Here is a 15,280-nt window from a genome sequence, read left to right as displayed (position 1 = left end):
GGAGGCCGGTATGACAAGCAGATTGGCACTCGCCTGCATGGCAGGCGGTCTCTCCCTTCTTGCGGCCTTGCCCGTATCGTTCATGGCGCTGGCGCAGACGGCGCCTGAAACCGACAAGACGACCCTGAAGCCGGTCGCTTCCTTCGCATCGATCGCCGATCAGAAGGCGCGGTCGGTGGCGCTGTTCGAAGAGGCGGGCAAGGTGATCGAGCATCCGCGATGTCTGAACTGCCATCCTGCGGGCGACAGGCCGCTGCAGACGATGGCAATGCACCCGCACCAGCCGCCGGTGACGCGCGGCGATGGCGGCATGGGCGTGCCGGGCATGATGTGCAACACCTGCCATGGACCGGAGAATGCTACGATCGTCGGCCAGTCGCCGACGCTGAAGAGCATTCCCGGCAATCCCGCCTGGCATCTGGCGCCGATCGAAATGGCCTGGGTCGGCAAGTCGCTCGGCGAGATCTGTCAGCAGCTGAAGGACCCGAAACGCAATGGCGGCCGCGATCTCTCGAAGATCGTCGAGCACATGTCGCATGACAGCCTCGTCGGCTGGGGCTGGAACCCGGGCGATGGGCGCGAGCCGGCGCCGGGAACGCAGGCAGAGTTCGGCGAGCTGATCAAGGCCTGGGTCGATACCGGTGCGGCCTGCCCGGCGGGCTGAGTCTTCAGGCGCCGGTCATGGCCGGCGCTTGATGATCCTCAGATTGAGCTCCCAGCGCTGTTCGAAGCCGAGCGCCTTGTAGAGGGCGATCGCGCCGCTGTTGATGGCGTTGACGTGGAGATAGGTCGTTGCGCCGCTTGCGGCGATCTGGCCGGCGACATAGCGGAACATCAGCTTGCCCAGGCCCTTGCCCTGGAAGTCCGGGTGGGTGCAGAGGCCGCTGAGTTCGGTGAAGCCGGTCTGGCGCAGCCGCTGGCCGCCCATGGCGATCAGCCGGCCGCCTTCCTTGATGCCCCAGAAGGCGCCGAGCTTCTGTGCGCCGAGCGTGAAGGGGCCGGGCTTGGTCAGCTGGGCGAGCGCCAGCATCTCGGCGGCATCGGCTTCGGTTAGCCTGACGATGCGGGGATCGGAGATTTCCGCATGCGGCGTGCTGCCGATCATCTGCACGAGCGTGGCTTCGCCGACGATGTCGAAGCCATCGGGGATGGTGATCGTCTCGGGCTCGACCAGCGCCATCACCTCGCCGGCGCTAGCAAGCTTTGCCAGGGCTTCCAGGCTCTCGCGGCTATTATCGCCGGCAGCGGCGAAGGGCACGATCGATGGCGGGTAGCGCCGCGCCAGCGCGCCGCCTTCGGCAAGTCCGGCATGTTCCGTCTGCAGTGCGTTCCAGATCGGGCGGTCGAGGATATGGGGCATTATTTCGTCTCCTTGGCCTGAGCGCGGCGGATGAGGGGCGCCGCGGCGAGGCCGTCTTCAATGGCAGAGAGTTGATCGAGGATCGGGCCGTCGAGGCCGCCGCAGAGATCGGTGACGGCGGCGGCGATGCGCGGCCAGATTTCGGCACGCGAGAGATCGATGAGTTCTTGGCCGCGCGGCGTCAGCGAGACGAGCTTGCGGCGCTGGTCGCTGGCCGAAGGTTCGATGGCGACGAGCTCGAGTTCCAAAAGCTGGCCGACTGTGCGCGTGGCGCCCGGCTGGGTGATGCCGACCGATTGGGCGAGCTCGCCGATCGTCAGCGGTCCGGCGCGATCGATCGCGGCGAGGAACGGATATTGCCCGGCCTGAATGCCGAGGCCTGCCTCGTCGATGAACTGCTGGGTATCGGCCTGCAGCCGTTCGCCGATACGGCGCAGCCTGCTGCCGAGCGTCAGGAAGCCCGAGGTTCGCACGATGTCTTCGATCACTGTCAGCTCCATTTGCATGCGAAGTTATATAACGTGTTATGTAAATTTCGTCAAACGGGATTTGCGGCTTTTGACCTTTGACAAACCGGCTGGCTTGAACCATATGGACCGCATTGGCCGCCTGCGCGATTTTCGCGCGGGCGGTTTTGCGTTTGAATGGGCTATGTGCTGCAATTCATTCGCATCCGCAGAGGGATAAGCGATGAACGAACAAGGCAACCTGACCGTCCGCCGGCTGGCATTCTGGGGCATTCCGATGTCGCTCGGGGTCATGGGATTGAAGCTGGTCGCCTGGTGGGTGACGGGCTCCGTGGCGCTGCTCTCCGATGGACTGGAATCCTTCGTCAACGTCGTGGCGGCCTTCATCGCCTTCTTCGTCATCCGCTATGCGCAGAAGCCGGCCGACCACGACCACCCGTTCGGCCACCACAAGGCCGAATATCTCTCGGCGGTCACGGAGGGCGTGCTGATCGTCGTCGCCGCCCTGTTGATCGTCAAGGAATCCGTCGGCTATCTCGCCGAGCCAAAGATGCTGGAAGCGCCGGCGCTGGGTCTGGCCATCAACTTCGCGGCCGGCGTCATCAATTTCGTCTGGGCGCGGCTGTTGATCCGCGTTGGCCGGCAGTATCGCTCGGCGGCGCTGACGGCCGATGGCCAGCATATCATGTCGGATGTGGTGACTTCGGTGGGCGTGCTCGCCGGCCTGCTTCTGGCGCTGGCGACCGGCTACCCGATCTTCGACCCGGTGCTCGCCATCCTCGTCGCCATCAACATTCTCTACCAGGGCTACAAGGTGATCTCGCATTCGATCGGCGGCCTGATGGACCATGCGGCGGAGCCCGAGGAGGAAGAAGCGATCAAGCAGGCGATCGCCACGCATGCGCAGGGCTCTCTCGGCGTCCACGACCTGAAGACGCGCCGGGCCGGCGCCCGTGACCTTCGTGGACTTTCACATGGTCGTTCCGGCTGATATGTCGGTGCGCGAAGCCCACGATATCTGCGACCGCCTTGAAGATGCCATCCGCGCGGTGCATCCGGGCGCCAGCATTGCCATTCACGTCGAGCCGGAGGGCGAAAAAGCCCATGGGCTGCGCGTCAAAGTCATAAAGGAAGCATGATGCCTGAAACCGATGTCTCCAGCCTGTCCATGCTGGGTCACCAGACGGAGACAGCGAAGTCTCCCGAGGAAGCCGTTCTCGAAAAGGTGCCGTCGAACCAGGCGGGCACCGATTTCGTCGTGCGTTTCACCGCGCCGGAATTCACCTCGCTCTGCCCGATGACCGGCCAGCCGGATTTCGCCCATATCGTCATCGATTACATCCCCAATGAGTGGCTGGTGGAATCGAAGTCGCTGAAGCTCTTCCTGCATTCCTTCCGCAATCACGGGGCATTTCACGAGGATTGCTCGATCTATATCGCCAAGCGGATCGTCGAACTGCTCGACCCCAAGTGGCTGCGCATCGGCGCCTACTGGTATCCGCGCGGCGGCATCCCGATCGACGTCTTCTGGCAGACCGGCAAGCCGCCGGAAAATGTCTGGCTGCCGGATCAGGGTGTCGCGACCTATCGCGGCCGCGGCTGATGAGAAGTTGAGGCGAGGGCGGTGCCGCCCTCGCTTTTTTGTTAGCGGCTAGACGTCGAAGCTGCCGTCGCCGGACTGGTCGTTTCCGTCGTCATAATCGTTATCGTCGTCGTCATTGCTGTAGTCGGCTTGCTGGACGTTGTTGCTGTTGTCGTCATTGCGGTCGGCCGCCGTATCGTTCTGCGGATTCTGGTCGCCGTAGTAGTTGTTGATGACGGTCTCTTCCGTCGGTGCCGGCGTATTGCCGAAAGGGCTTGCGCCGAAGGGAGAGCCCCAGCCGAGCGACGACATGTGATTGCCGAAAATGCCGCTCAGCGAATTGGCAAGCAGCACGCCGCCTGCGACGCCCGCCGCCGTGCCAAGCGCGCCGCGCAGGAAGCTGCCGCCTGCCGATGGGCCTGACGGCTGCGGGTTCCACGGGCCGGACGGCTGCTGCTGTTGCGGGCGCATCGGGCGGACGTTGTCGTCATAGTCGCGGTCCTGATAGCTCTGGCGCGGGGCGTTGCCCCAGGGGCCGGAGGGCTGGGCGGCCTGCTGGGTCTGGCCGCTGCCGAAGATCGAGCTCAGGAAGCCACCGCCCTGTTCGGCCTGGCGGTGCTCGCTCTCGCCGGCTTCGAGCTGGCGGACGCGCTCTTCGAGTTCCTGGATATGCTTCGAGGCGGCCTCGAGGCCCTTTTCCTGCACGATGACGGCCTGGGCGAGGTAGTAGGTCGTGTAGGGCTGTTCGCGCACGCCCTGTTCGATGAGGGCTTCGGCATCGCGGTCGCGCGGGGTGGCGGATGCGGTGCGTACCCGGTCAAAAAGGGTGGTCAGCAGTTGGCGTTCTTCCGGTGACATGACTGTCTCCCTTGCTCCTGTGGCATTCGTGCCTGCGTGAGGATGAGGTAGGAACCGATTCAGGCTTTTCAAAGCCTTGGCAACTTACATTTCGGTAAGCTAGTCGCGTGCCCAGATGCGCAGGGAGCCGAGCCCCGTAAAGCCCGATGCCAGCGCATTCTCGAGATCGTCGCCGCTCTCATAGCCGACGATCGGCTCGCCGGGGAAAAGCCGCCGCGCCTCGCGCACCAGCCCCGCGCGGACGGGGCCATGCTTTCCGCGGGCGGCAAAGACATTGGAATGACCGGTGACATCGGCCTGATGATTGAGGATGGCGCCGCCCTGCAGCGCCTTGCCGGAATAGGCGGCGAGGAAGGCAATTTGCGGGGCGTGGAGCAGCGGCTCGCCGAAGACGGGCGCTGCCTGAGTTTCACCGCCTGCCCAGGCTTTCTCCCAGTCGGCGAGCTCCGCGGCGGTTTCGATCCGCTTCCATGTCAGGCCGCCGTCTTCCTCATCGAAATCGTCATCGGCGTCGAGACCAATCCACTCGGCCTCGAACAGCACGGTGAAACCCTGCGGCGCCAGATCGAGGGTGCAATAACTGTCCTTGATGCCCCAGCCGCCGGACCGCGAGCGGGTGAGCACGGCGATCGCCTCTTCCTGTTCGGCGGCACTCTCGGCCCCGGTCAGCGTGATCGCGTCGGGATAGAAGGGCGGGGTGCCCTGGCGGTGGAGCCAGAGCGTGCGGGTGAACTCGCCGCGCTGACCCTGCGCGGCGCAGACGGCGTCGCACCAGAGCGCGTTGTTTTTGACCGCCCGATGAAGCAAAAGCGATGTCATCTTTTCCTCCCGCCTGGGGATAGCAGCATAATGCTGACAGATCCGGCGTTTGTCATAAGAATATCTTCACCCGTTCCGTGGCTTGTCTTTTTCCCGCATTGTTTTACGCATTGAGTCACACTATGTCCGGGAAACCCGAATGAAGCCGAGAGAGGTTCGAATGAACGACGAAGAACAAGAAGACAAGACCAAGGAACTGTCTTTGGGGAAGGACGCAGAGGCTAACCTCTTCAAATCGCGTTCGATCTTCATCTACGGCCCGATCACCATGGAGCTCGGCCAGAAGGTCTGCTCGCAGCTCGTGGCGCTTGCCGCAGCCAGCGACGAAGACATCCGCATTTACGTGAGCTCGCCTGGCGGCCACGTCGAGTCGGGCGATTCGATCCACGACATGATCAAGTTCATCAAGCCGAAGGTCTGGATGATCGGTACGGGCTGGGTCGCTTCGGCCGGCGCGCTCATCTATGTCGCGGCTCCGAAGGAACAGCGCCTTTGCCTGCCGAACACCCGCTTCCTGCTGCACCAGCCCTCCGGCGGCACGCGCGGCATGGCATCGGATATCGAGATCCAGGCTCGCGAAATCATCAAGATGAACGAGCGCCTGAACAAGATCTTCTCGGTCGCCACCGGCCAGCCGGTCGACAAGATCGCCAAGGATACGGATCGCGACTACTGGCTCTCGGCCGAAGAGGCCAAGGATTACGGCCTGGTGTCGCGCATCATCACCTCGCAGAGCGAGATCTGATTTTCAACGGGGCGTTCGCGCCCCGTTTTCCTTTCCGCCGGGCGGTCAGTTCGCCGGCTTCCAGCGCTCTTCGATGATTTCCTGCGCCAGCTCGAAGATGCCTTCCTCGTCATCTCCGGCATTGTCGCCGAGCAGCGCGATCGCTGCGTCGTAGACGGCGTTCTCCTCGTCGTCCGAAATGAGCTTCTTTTCGTTCAAAGTCTTGATCAGCGATGCGAGAATGGCGGCCGAAGAAAGGCCCACTGCTGCTCTGCTGATATCATCGGGATCGTCCGACATTCATTCACCTGGATTTTTGTGTTCTTCCCACCGCAACTAAATTAGGCTTTTTTGCTCGCATAGCAAGCATTTGCCATATCCTTGCTCGACCGGGCGTGTTCGTTGTCGGCAAACGCCAAATCACCTCTGCGGGGGATGACCGCGCATCCGGCTGCGGCAAAACCAATCCCACACCACATTCCATCCCTGATTGCGCAACCTGAGCGCAAGTTTTACGCATGTTTGGCGCGCCATGATAGCCGTATTGCCCGTGTATGCATTTCAGCGTGAGGTTTTGGGCCGGTCACCGGCAGACGAATTTTCGGGGGAAGATTCCATGACGAATACGAGCAGTGTTACGACAGGTTTCGCGCTTCTGTGGCGCGTGCCGGACAGGGTTCCGCAGCCGCCGGACTTCGACAAGATGCACTCAGCAGCGACTGGATCGTCGAGTGCCAAATCCGCAGACGAAACCAAGGTGACATCGGCAGACCTTCGCAATGCGGCGGATCGCTGGCAGGCGACCGCGATCCGCATCCTGATCGGCGGGGCGACGGATGACTCGATTTCGGCCACAACCAATAGCGTCGTCGATGCTGGGGCAGGCGACGACGCGGTGACTGTCGGAGAGAAGAGCTTCGTCGATGGCGGCGCCGGTGACGACAAGATCGGCGCCTGGTCGGACAGCGTCATCTACGGTGGCGAGGGCAATGACGAGATCGATGCCTGGAGCGGCAGCGAGATCGACGGCGGTGCTGGCAACGACACCATCAAGGCGTGGGCCGACAGCCGCGTCTCCGGTGGCGCGGGTGACGACATGATCGAAGCAGGAGGTGGTGGCAGCTATGTCGATGGTGGTGATGGCAATGATGATATTCGGGCGTTGTCCGGAACCGTCAGCGGCGGAAATGGCAATGACGTCATCAGTGTTTTCTCCGACGGACGCGTCGATGGCGGGGAGGGCGACGATGTAATCGACGCGTGGTCGGACAGCTACGTCGATGGTGGCTTGGGGGACGACACGATTGTAGTTCATTCCGGCAGTGTCGCTGTCGGCGGCAAAGGAAATGATACGATTGCCGTTGGAGGTGATGCAACAGTGCGGTTTGCCGCCGGTGATGGCCAAGACACTGTTTGGGCGGTAGGCAGCGCCAGCATCGAGTTCGGGAAAGGACTGAGCGCCGACAAGATGCGCGTCGAGCACAAGGATGGCAAAACCGTTATATCCTTCGACGGTCATCCGGATGACAGCGTGACGATCCAAGGCTTGTACAAAACCGCCACCATCGGCTTCGCCGATGGCTCGTCGCAGCAGATCGAGCAGCCCGTCGATCTTGAAGCCCAGGCGGCGCTCATCGCGCGGTTCAACGCGAACAAGGACAAGCCGCTTCCGTCATTCGCGACCAGATAGCGGCGGGCGAACGGCTGCCGGGCCGCATGCACTTGCCTGCGGCCCGTTCTCCATGCTCCATGCGGTATTCGTTTCACGCCCCCGAGTCCCGCGATGCTCAAAGATTTCTCCGTTCAAAGCCTGTTCATGGGCGTGCTCGCGGCTTTCGCGGGCTTTGCCAGTTCGTTTGCCGTCGTGTTGCATGGGTTGCAGGCGGTGGGCGCCACGGAGGCGCAGGCGGCTTCGGGATTGATGGCGCTTTCGCTGGGGCTTGGGATCTGCGCCATCGTGCTCAGCTTCACGACGCGGCTGCCGGTCAGCATGGCCTGGTCGACGCCGGGGGCGGCGCTGCTCGCCAGCACCGGGATCGTCGAGGGCGGCTTCAATGCGGCTGTCGGCGCCTTTATCGTCTGCGCGCTGCTGATCGTCGTTGCCGGCCTCTTCAAGCCGCTCGGCCGGGCAGTCGCCGCCATTCCGGCGCCGCTTGCCAATGCGATGCTTTCGGGCGTGCTGATCGGGCTCTGCTTCGCGCCGGTGAAGGCTGTCGGGTTCAATCCGTGGCTCGGGTTGCCGATCGTGCTGACCTGGATGGTGGTCGGCGCCTTCAAGCGGCTCCTGGCGGTGCCGGCGGCACTTGTGGCCTTCGGGCTGGTCGTGGCCTTCGGCGTCGATATTCCCGACGGGGCGGGGGCGGCTGTCGGCCGGGCGCTGCTGCCGACGGTCGAGTTCGTCACGCCCGTCTTCAATCTGCCGGCCTTCATTTCGATCGCGCTGCCGCTGTTCATCGTCACCATGGCGTCGCAGAACATTCCCGGCATCGCGGTCATGAAGGTCAACGGCTATGAGCCGAAGCCCGGGCCACTGTTTGCAGTATCAGGTGTCTTTTCGCTGTTCGCGGCGCCGTTCGGCGGCCATGCGGTCAATCTGGCGGCGATCACGGCGGCGATGTGTGCCGGGCCGGATGCGCATCCGGATCCAGCGCGGCGTTACTGGGCGGTGCTGGTCTGCGGCATCTGCTACCTTATCCTCGGGCCGCTCGCGGGTGCGGTGACGACCGCGGTGGCGCTGGCGCCGCCGATCCTGATCCAGGCGGTGGCCGGTTTGGCACTGGTCGGCGCCTTCTCGAGCTCGGCCATGTCTGCCTTCCAGGCGCCCGAGACGCGGGAAGCGGCGGCGATCACCTTCCTGGTCACGGCGTCGGGCGTTTCCTTCGGCGGCATTTCGGGCGCCTTCTGGGGGCTGCTTGCCGGTGGATTGATGATGGCGCTGCAGCAACTGGTGAAGGCGTCGAAGCGATAGAAGCCGGAAAGCATTGGAGAGGGGGTTGCCAGTTTTTGGTCCCGCGGATATAAGCCCGAGCATGAAGACGACAGGCGCAATGATTTCTGGCACGATTGCACGCGGGCGTATCGCCCTGCGCGACAATACGCGCGCGCTCACCTCGCTTCTTCTCCTCGGCCTTACGCGCGGTTGCCGGGTCCGTTGAGGAGCGCCCGGCGGCCGAAAAGCCCCGCAGGCCAACGCTCCTCGCGACTAATCCCAAAGAACTAAGATTGACCGAAATGAGGTCCGCGGTTGCTGTCGCCAATCCATTCGTGATGGTCTAAGACGCAAATTGCCGGGCTGAGGAGAGAAGACGATGGACTCTAAGACTCAAACTCCCGCAAAAGGCATGCAGTCGGCCGGCGTGAAGTATCGCCCCTATCCGCAGGTGAATATTCCCGATCGTACCTGGCCAACGAAGACGCTCACCAAGGCGCCGATCTGGTGCTCGGTCGACTTGCGCGACGGCAACCAGGCGCTGGTCGACCCGATGGGCCACGACCGCAAAGCCCGCATGTTCCAGCTGTTGCTGGACATGGGCTTCAAGGAGATCGAGATCGGTTTCCCCTCAGCCTCGCAGACCGACTTCGACTTTGCCCGCTGGTGCGTCGAAGAGGGCAATGTGCCTGACGACGTCTCGCTGCAGGTTCTCGTCCAGTGCCGCCCCGAATTGATCACCCGCACCTTCGAGGCGCTGCAGGGCGCCAACAAGCCGATCGTGCATTTCTACAATTCCACCAGCGAGCTGCAGCGCCGCGTGGTGTTTGCCAAGGATGTCCACGGCATCAAGCAGATCGCCGTCGATGCCGCCAAGATGATTTCCGACATGGCGGCCAAGGCCGGTGGCGGCTACCGCTTCGAATATTCGCCGGAGAGCTTCACCGGCACGGAGCTCGACGTGGCGCTGGAAATCTGCAACGCCGTCATCGCCGAGATGAAGCCGACGCCTGACAACAAGCTGATCATCAACCTGCCGTCGACCGTCGAGATGGCGACGCCGAACATCTATGCCGACCAGATCGAGTGGATGTGCCGCAACCTCGACAACCGCGAGAACCTGATCATCTCGCTGCATCCGCATAACGACCGCGGCACCGGTATCGCCGCTGCCGAGCTGGCGTTGCTGGCCGGTGCCGATCGCGTCGAAGGCACGCTGTTCGGCAATGGCGAGCGCACCGGCAATGTCGACGTCGTGACGATGGCGCTGAACATGTTTACGCAGGGCATCGATCCCGAGCTCGACTGCTCGGATATTGTGCGCATGAAGGACGTCTTCGAATATTCGAACCAGATGCCGATCGGCGAGCGTCATCCCTACGTCGGCGAACTGGTCTACACGGCCTTCTCCGGCTCGCACCAGGATGCGATCAACAAGGGCATGAAGGCGATCAAGGTCGCCAATCACCCGGTCTGGGAAGTCCCGTACCTGCCGATCGACCCGCAGGATGTCGGCCGCTCCTACGAGGCGATCATCCGCATCAACTCGCAGTCGGGGAAGGGCGGCATCGCCTATATCCTGCAGCAGGACTACGGCATCAACCTGCCGCGTAACCTGCAGGTCGAGTTCCGCGAAGACATCCAGCGGATCACCGATGAAGAAGGCAAGGAACTTCCCTCGAAGCGCATCTACGAGCGCTTCATCGAGCGCTACGTGACGCAGCCGACCGGCCGCATCAAGTTCGTCGATCACCACACTTTCGCGCATATCGACCGCAAGGGCGTGCGCGTCGTGGCGGCCGAGATCACCGATAACGGCGTGACCAAGCATATCGAAGGCCACGGCAACGGCCCGATCGACGGCTTCATCAACGCGCTCTCGGCCTATCTCGGCATCGAAATGTCGGTGCAGGACTATTCCGAGCACTCGCTGCAGAACGGCTCGAACGCCGCCGCGATCTCCTATGTCGAGACGGCCTATCCGGGCGGCAAGCTGTTCGGCGCCGGCATCAGCACCAACATCGTCGGCGCATCGCTCGAAGCGATCGTGTCGGCGGCAAACCGCGTGCTCGAAGTGAAGGCCGGAAAGCACTGAACGAAGCAAAGGGCGCGGCGGAGAGATCCGCTGCGCCCTTGATGTCTAAGACCGTCAGCTTAAAGCCTGCGAGAAAGTCGCGTCGACTTTTAAGCGGTCGTACTCCAGCAGCCAATGGCCGTATCGCTCGTAGAGAGCCTTCAAGGGCGTGCGGTCGATGGCGATAATATCCGCCCCCCGATCATCGTAGGCCAGCATTGCAATGCCGCGTTCTAGGTCGACGATATAGATCTCGGTCAATGATCGAGGTTTGGGCGATACGGGCAACTCTCTCGCGATGCTTGCCCAAAGAAGAATGTTGATCTGACCCGGCTCGTTTCGAAAGTCTGCGACATGCCAGTATCGGTATCGGTCGCTCTGTTCATCGTCGGGGCTGCCTTTTTCGGCGGGGCCAAAATCAGCCTTGAAGCCCATTTCTCTGAGCGTTCGAAATGAGGCCGTCGATGTTCGATGTTCGCCGCTCGCCCTCGTAGTAGCTGACGACAGCGGTGAGCTTCTCCGAGTCCGCAAATGCGGCACTGGCCAGCTCGCGGGCGCGATCGATCGCCTGCAGGAAACAGAGCGGTTCTTCCCGGATGCCTTCGGCCAGTTCAAAACGCAATGCGAATTGTGCCTGATAAAACAGCGCGTGCGGAAATTCTCTCCAGCCAAACACTCGGGAGATGCGCTCGGTCGGCAGCAGGCCAAGGCTTGAGTTCATAAGCGCGCCCCGTCGATGTTTTACGGAAGGGTCTTACTGATCGTTTGGGCCAGGCGACGCGAATCTAGATCGTGGCGGCGATTTCCATGGCGATCTGGCTGAGCGATGCTTCGGCCGATGGGCCGACCAGGACGTAGGCGGTGCCGGCATTGTGCCAGGTTACCAGGCCGATCTCGTCCTTGATCGTTTCCTTGAAATCTTCGGTTTCCGGCTGCTGCGTGTCCTTGCGGAAGTAGATGGTGATCAGGTCGCCATCGGCGCTGGAATAGACGAGTTGCCCGGTTGGCTTGCCGTCGCCCAGCACGACGCGGGCGCCTTGGAAGGTCCAGCCGTCATTGCTGAGATCGGGAACGCGGAAGGCGACGCCGACGGTCGAGGTGAGCCAGCTGGAAATCTCTTCGGCCTGCGACGCCGGCACTTCGACCAGATGGCGAGGCTGGCGGATGATCATGCGCTGGTAGCCGGCGATGTCGGCCAGCCAATCCTTGCTGCGGCCGCTGTCGTCGGCAATGTGCTGGTCGTCCGAAGGTGTCGGATCGCCGGGGCCGATGCCGACCAGATAACCGATGCCGCAACCGGCAACGAACAGGAGAATGGCGGCGGCCAGCGACTTGCGCCCCGACGGCGCGAACTTGAAGGCCGGACGGGTGGCGCGCGGGGCGAGGGGCGCCTTCGGAGGCTGCACGCTCTTGATCGAGCGCACGAGCGCCAGCGGCACGGGTTCCTTCAGCACGTCGTCGAGGCGGCGGCGGCCGAAATCGGCGCCGTGACGCAGCTTGTCGTAAAGCCTGCGGGCGCCTTCGTCACTGGCGATACGCTCTTCCAGCTCATGCTTCTCTTCCGGCGTCGTCTCGCCGTCGAGGAGGGCAGTCAGCTGGGCATCGAGCGGCAGTTTCTTGAAATCCGGCAAGGTTCAGTACCTGTGGTGAAAATCGTCGGCGAGGCTGGCGAAATGCAGCCTGGCGGCGGCAAGCTGCGCCGAAACGCCGGTTGCCGGAATGCCCATGATATCGGCGGTCTGCTCGTAGCTGTGGCCTTCGACCACGGTCAGCAGGAAGATGCTCGCCAGGCCTTCCGGCATCTCGGCCAGCATGTGGTGGATCAGATCGGTATCGGTGACCGTGGCGCGCTCGCGGGCGGCTTCACGGATATCAGTGACGTTGCCCTTGGGAGCTGCCGTGCGGGCGCGCCGCTTGCGGCCGTCCTCGTTCCACAGCTGGCGGGCGAGGGTGTAGACCCAGCTTTCCAGGCGGCCTTCGCCGTTCCACTGATGGCTCTTGGCGACGGCGCGCTGGCAGACGGTCTGGACCAGTTCGTCGGCGCTCGCCGTATCGCCCGTCAGCGCAATCGCAAAGCGGCGCAACCGAGGCAGCAGGCCTACAAGGTCGCGTCTGATGTCGATGGTCGTTACGGGCTGACGCATAATCTCATTTCATGAACATGTCCGGAGCGAAGCATCCGGTGCGGGTCGTATTTTTATATCGCGTATGTGACCTTTATGAAACAAGTTTGACGCGCTCCGCAACAGGAAGAGCGGCTAAGCGGCAGTTTCCCAAAGGTTTTCTGCCGCTCATCACGTTCAGTTGTTTTCAATAGGTCCGGTAACCGTTCAGGCTTTGCAGCAGAGCGCGGTAGGCCCAGGTATTTTCGCCGCCGCGATCGCGAATCTCGACGAGCTGAACCTTGGCACCCTGCACGTCTCCTTGTTCCACCAAAGCCTGGCCCATGTATGACCGGGCGAGAATATAATTCTCGTCGGCCTGCAGCGCCTTGCGATAGTAGGACATGCCGAGTTCGAAGCGGCCGGCCTTGCGGTTGGAATAGCCGAGATAGTTGAGGATGCGCGGATCGTTCTGGTTCCTGGCGAGGTTGAGGATGTTGATGGCATTCTCATACTGGCCGGCATAGGCGAATTCGCGGGCGAACTGGTAGAGCTCGTCGTCGTTGAAGCTCTGCTTCTTGGCGTCGACACATTCCTTCTTCTGCTTGTCCCAGACTTTGCCGTCGGCGCATTTGGTCGTCGTCTCGGTCTTCGGCGGCGGCTTGGTTTCGTCGCTCTCGTCGCCGACCGCGAAGGCCGGTGCGGCAAGCGCGGCGGCAAGGCCGAAGGCGAGGGTGAGGCGGCAGATACGGTTGGCGGCGATGCGCATGGCGGGCTCCCTGGTCCGGCGTCGATGGCGGGATTGTACGCCTCGATTTGGAAATACCAAGGGCAGGATCGCCGGATCGGAAAAATCCTCAGAAAGCGATTCAACACGCGGCGAAACTGATTCCGCTCTTGCCGCTAAAGCTTGAAAATATCGACGCTTTCGGGCGATACGCCATCGCCGCGATCATTGAGGCTGAAGCGCTCGCCCTTCAGCTCCCAGGCGCCGGGCGAGCCGTCGATCGAGAAGAGATTGTATGCGGCGCGCGGCTTCATGCCGCCCGGTCCCTGCGAGGCGGACGCGATGCCGACGACGGGCACGGGGCCGGTCTGGCCCTTCAGCCAATAGAGCGTGTTCAGATGGGTGTGGCCGTGCAGCACAAGCTCGGCGCCGCCGCTGGTGACGACGGCGGCAAAGCGGCGGATGCCGATCATCCGCTTGTGGAAAGACGTGGCGCCGCGGATCGGCGGGTGGTGGATCATCACCACGCGGAAGAGGCCGGCCTCACCGGCAGCGCGCAGCATGTTGACCGCCTCGCGGGCCTGGCGCTGGCCGAAGAAGCCGCTGGCGGCGAAGGGTGGAGTGGCGACGGCCGTCGAGCAACCGACGATCGCGACTTTGCCGCGGATGCGCAGATAGGGGAAGATGTGCTTGTCTTCCTCCCATTGCGGCGGCGCTAGGTCGCCGCGGACGTAGTCGTACCAGGCGCGCATCGATTTCTCGTAGGCACCGGGCACATAGGCATCGTGATTGCCGGGGACGATCGAGGTTTCCTCGGGATCGCCGAGCTCGCGAAGCCAGGCGGCGGCCGAGCGGATCTCGAGGCCGCTTGCGAGATTGACGAGGTCGCCGGTGACGGCGAGATGATCGGCCTCGCGGGCGCGGATATCATCCAGAAGCAGGTCGAGCGTTCCGCCGAAAAGATGCTTGCGCCGGTTGCGGTGCCAGTTCACAAAGCCGGTGATGCGCTTCGAGAAGAGCTCGCGGATCGAAAGACGGGGAAGTGGGCCGAGGTGAATATCGGAGATATGCGCGAGCTTGAACATGCTACGACACATAGACCAGGATATTTACAATTCAAACACATCCGCTTGAACGAAATAGTGAAAACGGAACGATGGCGAATAACGAGATCAGGTCCTGGCAATCGAAAATTCTGATGCAGGTCGTCCACGTCTATTTCGCCGCGACGCGGGGAATGACGATGGGCGTGAGGGCTGCGTGCTTCGATCCGTTGGGCCGCGTCTTCCTGGTGCGACACAGCTATGTGCCGGGCTGGCATATGCCGGGCGGCGGCATCGAGCGGCGGGAGACCTCGCATGATGCGCTGGTCAAGGAACTGCGGGAAGAGGGGAACCTGAGGATCATCGGCGAGCCGAAGCTCTTTCAGGTCTATCTGAATACGTCGGCGAGCCGCCGCGACCACGTGGTCTTCTACCGCGCCGATGTCGAGCAGACGGCGCCGCGCAAGCCGGATGCGGAGATCGTCGAGAGCGGCTTCTTTGCGCTCGATGCATTGCCCGAGGGCACGACCGAGGCGACGAAACGCCGCCTTCGGGAGCTGAGCGGCGAGGAACCCGCCGCTCATTACTGGTGATC

Annotated in this window: 18 protein-coding genes and 1 pseudogene; 8 read left to right on the top strand and 11 right to left on the bottom strand. The window is 62.7% G+C overall.

The window, feature by feature from the left end; genetic code table 11:
- Positions 1-10 precede the first annotated feature (10 nt).
- Positions 11-664, top strand: coding sequence for an Isoquinoline 1-oxidoreductase subunit (locus tag ABIE40_RS13385; protein ID WP_199627195.1), 654 nt, complete (start codon positions 11-13; stop codon positions 662-664).
- A 15-nt stretch (positions 665-679) separates the two neighbouring features.
- Here ABIE40_RS13385 and ABIE40_RS13380 read toward each other — a convergent pair whose 3' ends face one another.
- Both ABIE40_RS13380 and ABIE40_RS13375 read right to left on the bottom strand, forming a co-directional pair.
- Entirely contained in the window at positions 680-1,360 is a 681-nt protein-coding gene (locus ABIE40_RS13380; protein ID WP_199627193.1) for a GNAT family N-acetyltransferase, read from the bottom strand.
- Entirely contained in the window at positions 1,360-1,848 is a 489-nt protein-coding gene (locus ABIE40_RS13375; RefSeq protein WP_199627183.1) for a MarR family winged helix-turn-helix transcriptional regulator, read from the bottom strand. The genes ABIE40_RS13380 and ABIE40_RS13375 overlap by 1 nt, the downstream gene beginning before the upstream one ends.
- Positions 1,849-2,050: 202 nt before the next feature.
- On the opposite strand from ABIE40_RS13375, the pseudogene emfA reads away from it, so the two are divergent.
- Both emfA and queF read left to right on the top strand, forming a co-directional pair.
- Positions 2,051-2,966, top strand: a pseudogene (gene emfA / locus ABIE40_RS13370) (CDF family cation efflux transporter EmfA).
- Positions 2,966-3,430 carry a preQ(1) synthase gene (gene queF / locus ABIE40_RS13365; protein WP_112719382.1) on the top strand — a complete coding sequence of 155 codons (465 nt, stop codon included), beginning with the start codon at positions 2,966-2,968 and terminating at the stop codon, positions 3,428-3,430. The pseudogene emfA and the gene queF overlap by 1 nt, the downstream one beginning before the upstream one ends.
- Before the next feature lie 48 nt (positions 3,431-3,478).
- Here the strand turns inward: queF and ABIE40_RS13360 are convergent, their stop codons facing one another.
- Positions 3,479-4,267 (bottom strand): DUF2076 domain-containing protein, encoded by a 789-nt coding sequence (locus ABIE40_RS13360; RefSeq protein ID WP_199627176.1) that lies wholly within the window; start codon positions 4,265-4,267, stop codon positions 3,479-3,481.
- Between the two features lie 99 nt (positions 4,268-4,366).
- The gene (locus tag ABIE40_RS13355) at positions 4,367-5,086 is read right to left on the bottom strand and encodes a hypothetical protein (RefSeq protein WP_199627175.1); all 720 of its coding nucleotides are present in this window, start codon (positions 5,084-5,086) and stop codon (positions 4,367-4,369) included.
- A gap of 160 nt (positions 5,087-5,246) precedes the next feature.
- Between ABIE40_RS13355 and ABIE40_RS13350 the strand changes: the two genes are divergently transcribed.
- On the top strand, positions 5,247-5,831 hold the full coding sequence (locus ABIE40_RS13350) for an ATP-dependent Clp protease proteolytic subunit (protein ID WP_112719379.1): 585 nt from the start codon (positions 5,247-5,249) through the stop codon (positions 5,829-5,831).
- A gap of 45 nt (positions 5,832-5,876) precedes the next feature.
- Here the strand turns inward: ABIE40_RS13350 and ABIE40_RS13345 are convergent, their stop codons facing one another.
- Entirely contained in the window at positions 5,877-6,110 is a 234-nt protein-coding gene (locus ABIE40_RS13345; protein ID WP_112719378.1) for a hypothetical protein, read from the bottom strand.
- A gap of 190 nt (positions 6,111-6,300) precedes the next feature.
- On the opposite strand from ABIE40_RS13345, the gene ABIE40_RS13340 reads away from it, so the two are divergent.
- From ABIE40_RS13340 to leuA, 3 genes are all read left to right on the top strand, one after another.
- Entirely contained in the window at positions 6,301-7,500 is a 1,200-nt protein-coding gene (locus tag ABIE40_RS13340; protein ID WP_354541028.1) for a calcium-binding protein, read from the top strand.
- A gap of 93 nt (positions 7,501-7,593) precedes the next feature.
- Entirely contained in the window at positions 7,594-8,778 is a 1,185-nt protein-coding gene (locus ABIE40_RS13335) for a benzoate/H(+) symporter BenE family transporter (protein WP_199627169.1), read from the top strand.
- Between the two features lie 340 nt (positions 8,779-9,118).
- Positions 9,119-10,834 (top strand): 2-isopropylmalate synthase, encoded by a 1,716-nt coding sequence (leuA, locus tag ABIE40_RS13330; RefSeq protein WP_130277802.1) that lies wholly within the window; start codon positions 9,119-9,121, stop codon positions 10,832-10,834.
- A gap of 54 nt (positions 10,835-10,888) precedes the next feature.
- Here leuA and ABIE40_RS13325 read toward each other — a convergent pair whose 3' ends face one another.
- The 6 genes from ABIE40_RS13325 to ABIE40_RS13300 all read right to left on the bottom strand — a co-directional run bounded on the left by ABIE40_RS13325 (position 10,889) and on the right by ABIE40_RS13300 (position 14,727).
- Positions 10,889-11,248, bottom strand: coding sequence for a DUF3885 domain-containing protein (locus ABIE40_RS13325; RefSeq protein ID WP_354541027.1), 360 nt, complete (start codon positions 11,246-11,248; stop codon positions 10,889-10,891).
- The gene (locus tag ABIE40_RS13320) at positions 11,232-11,534 is read right to left on the bottom strand and encodes a DUF3885 domain-containing protein (protein ID WP_354541026.1); all 303 of its coding nucleotides are present in this window, start codon (positions 11,532-11,534) and stop codon (positions 11,232-11,234) included. Before ABIE40_RS13320 ends, ABIE40_RS13325 begins: the two co-directional genes overlap by 17 nt.
- Positions 11,535-11,598: 64 nt before the next feature.
- Complete coding sequence (locus ABIE40_RS13315; RefSeq protein ID WP_112719372.1) at positions 11,599-12,444, bottom strand: anti-sigma factor family protein; 846 nt, start codon at positions 12,442-12,444, stop codon at positions 11,599-11,601.
- Positions 12,445-12,447: 3 nt separating this feature from the next.
- Positions 12,448-12,957 (bottom strand): RNA polymerase sigma factor, encoded by a 510-nt coding sequence (locus ABIE40_RS13310; protein ID WP_199627155.1) that lies wholly within the window; start codon positions 12,955-12,957, stop codon positions 12,448-12,450.
- A 166-nt stretch (positions 12,958-13,123) separates the two neighbouring features.
- On the bottom strand, positions 13,124-13,684 hold the full coding sequence (locus tag ABIE40_RS13305) for a tetratricopeptide repeat protein (RefSeq protein ID WP_130277803.1): 561 nt from the start codon (positions 13,682-13,684) through the stop codon (positions 13,124-13,126).
- Positions 13,685-13,818: 134 nt separating this feature from the next.
- Positions 13,819-14,727, bottom strand: a complete 909-nt coding sequence (locus ABIE40_RS13300) for a metallophosphoesterase family protein (protein ID WP_199627153.1) — start codon at positions 14,725-14,727, stop codon at positions 13,819-13,821.
- A 71-nt stretch (positions 14,728-14,798) separates the two neighbouring features.
- On the opposite strand from ABIE40_RS13300, the gene ABIE40_RS13295 reads away from it, so the two are divergent.
- Positions 14,799-15,278 carry an NUDIX domain-containing protein gene (locus ABIE40_RS13295; RefSeq protein WP_199627151.1) on the top strand — a complete coding sequence of 160 codons (480 nt, stop codon included), beginning with the start codon at positions 14,799-14,801 and terminating at the stop codon, positions 15,276-15,278.
- Positions 15,279-15,280: the final 2 nt, after the last annotated feature.

Source organism: Rhizobium sp. OAE497, from assembly GCF_040546565.1.
Lineage (GTDB): Bacteria > Pseudomonadota > Alphaproteobacteria > Rhizobiales > Rhizobiaceae > Rhizobium.
The sequence above is the reverse complement of the archived record's forward strand: the minus strand, read 5'-3'. Positions and strand labels throughout refer to the sequence as shown.

Bases quoted from the DNA above. Each gene is read 5' to 3' on its own strand.
- ABIE40_RS13385 (WP_199627195.1), top strand. From the start codon at position 11: ATGACAAGCAGATTGGCACTCGCCTGCATGGCAGGCGGTCTCTCCCTT.
- ABIE40_RS13380 (WP_199627193.1), bottom strand. From the start codon at position 1,360: ATGCCCCATATCCTCGACCGCCCGATCTGGAACGCACTGCAGACGGAA.
- queF (WP_112719382.1), top strand. From the start codon at position 2,966: ATGCCTGAAACCGATGTCTCCAGCCTGTCCATGCTGGGTCACCAGACG.
- ABIE40_RS13360 (WP_199627176.1), bottom strand. From the start codon at position 4,267: ATGTCACCGGAAGAACGCCAACTGCTGACCACCCTTTTTGACCGGGTA.
- ABIE40_RS13355 (WP_199627175.1), bottom strand. From the start codon at position 5,086: ATGACATCGCTTTTGCTTCATCGGGCGGTCAAAAACAACGCGCTCTGG.
- ABIE40_RS13350 (WP_112719379.1), top strand. From the start codon at position 5,247: ATGAACGACGAAGAACAAGAAGACAAGACCAAGGAACTGTCTTTGGGG.
- ABIE40_RS13345 (WP_112719378.1), bottom strand. From the start codon at position 6,110: ATGTCGGACGATCCCGATGATATCAGCAGAGCAGCAGTGGGCCTTTCT.
- ABIE40_RS13335 (WP_199627169.1), top strand. From the start codon at position 7,594: ATGCTCAAAGATTTCTCCGTTCAAAGCCTGTTCATGGGCGTGCTCGCG.
- leuA (WP_130277802.1), top strand. From the start codon at position 9,119: ATGGACTCTAAGACTCAAACTCCCGCAAAAGGCATGCAGTCGGCCGGC.
- ABIE40_RS13325 (WP_354541027.1), bottom strand. From the start codon at position 11,248: ATGGGCTTCAAGGCTGATTTTGGCCCCGCCGAAAAAGGCAGCCCCGAC.
- ABIE40_RS13320 (WP_354541026.1), bottom strand. From the start codon at position 11,534: ATGAACTCAAGCCTTGGCCTGCTGCCGACCGAGCGCATCTCCCGAGTG.
- ABIE40_RS13310 (WP_199627155.1), bottom strand. From the start codon at position 12,957: ATGCGTCAGCCCGTAACGACCATCGACATCAGACGCGACCTTGTAGGC.
- ABIE40_RS13305 (WP_130277803.1), bottom strand. From the start codon at position 13,684: ATGCGCATCGCCGCCAACCGTATCTGCCGCCTCACCCTCGCCTTCGGC.
- ABIE40_RS13300 (WP_199627153.1), bottom strand. From the start codon at position 14,727: ATGTTCAAGCTCGCGCATATCTCCGATATTCACCTCGGCCCACTTCCC.
- ABIE40_RS13295 (WP_199627151.1), top strand. From the start codon at position 14,799: ATGGCGAATAACGAGATCAGGTCCTGGCAATCGAAAATTCTGATGCAG.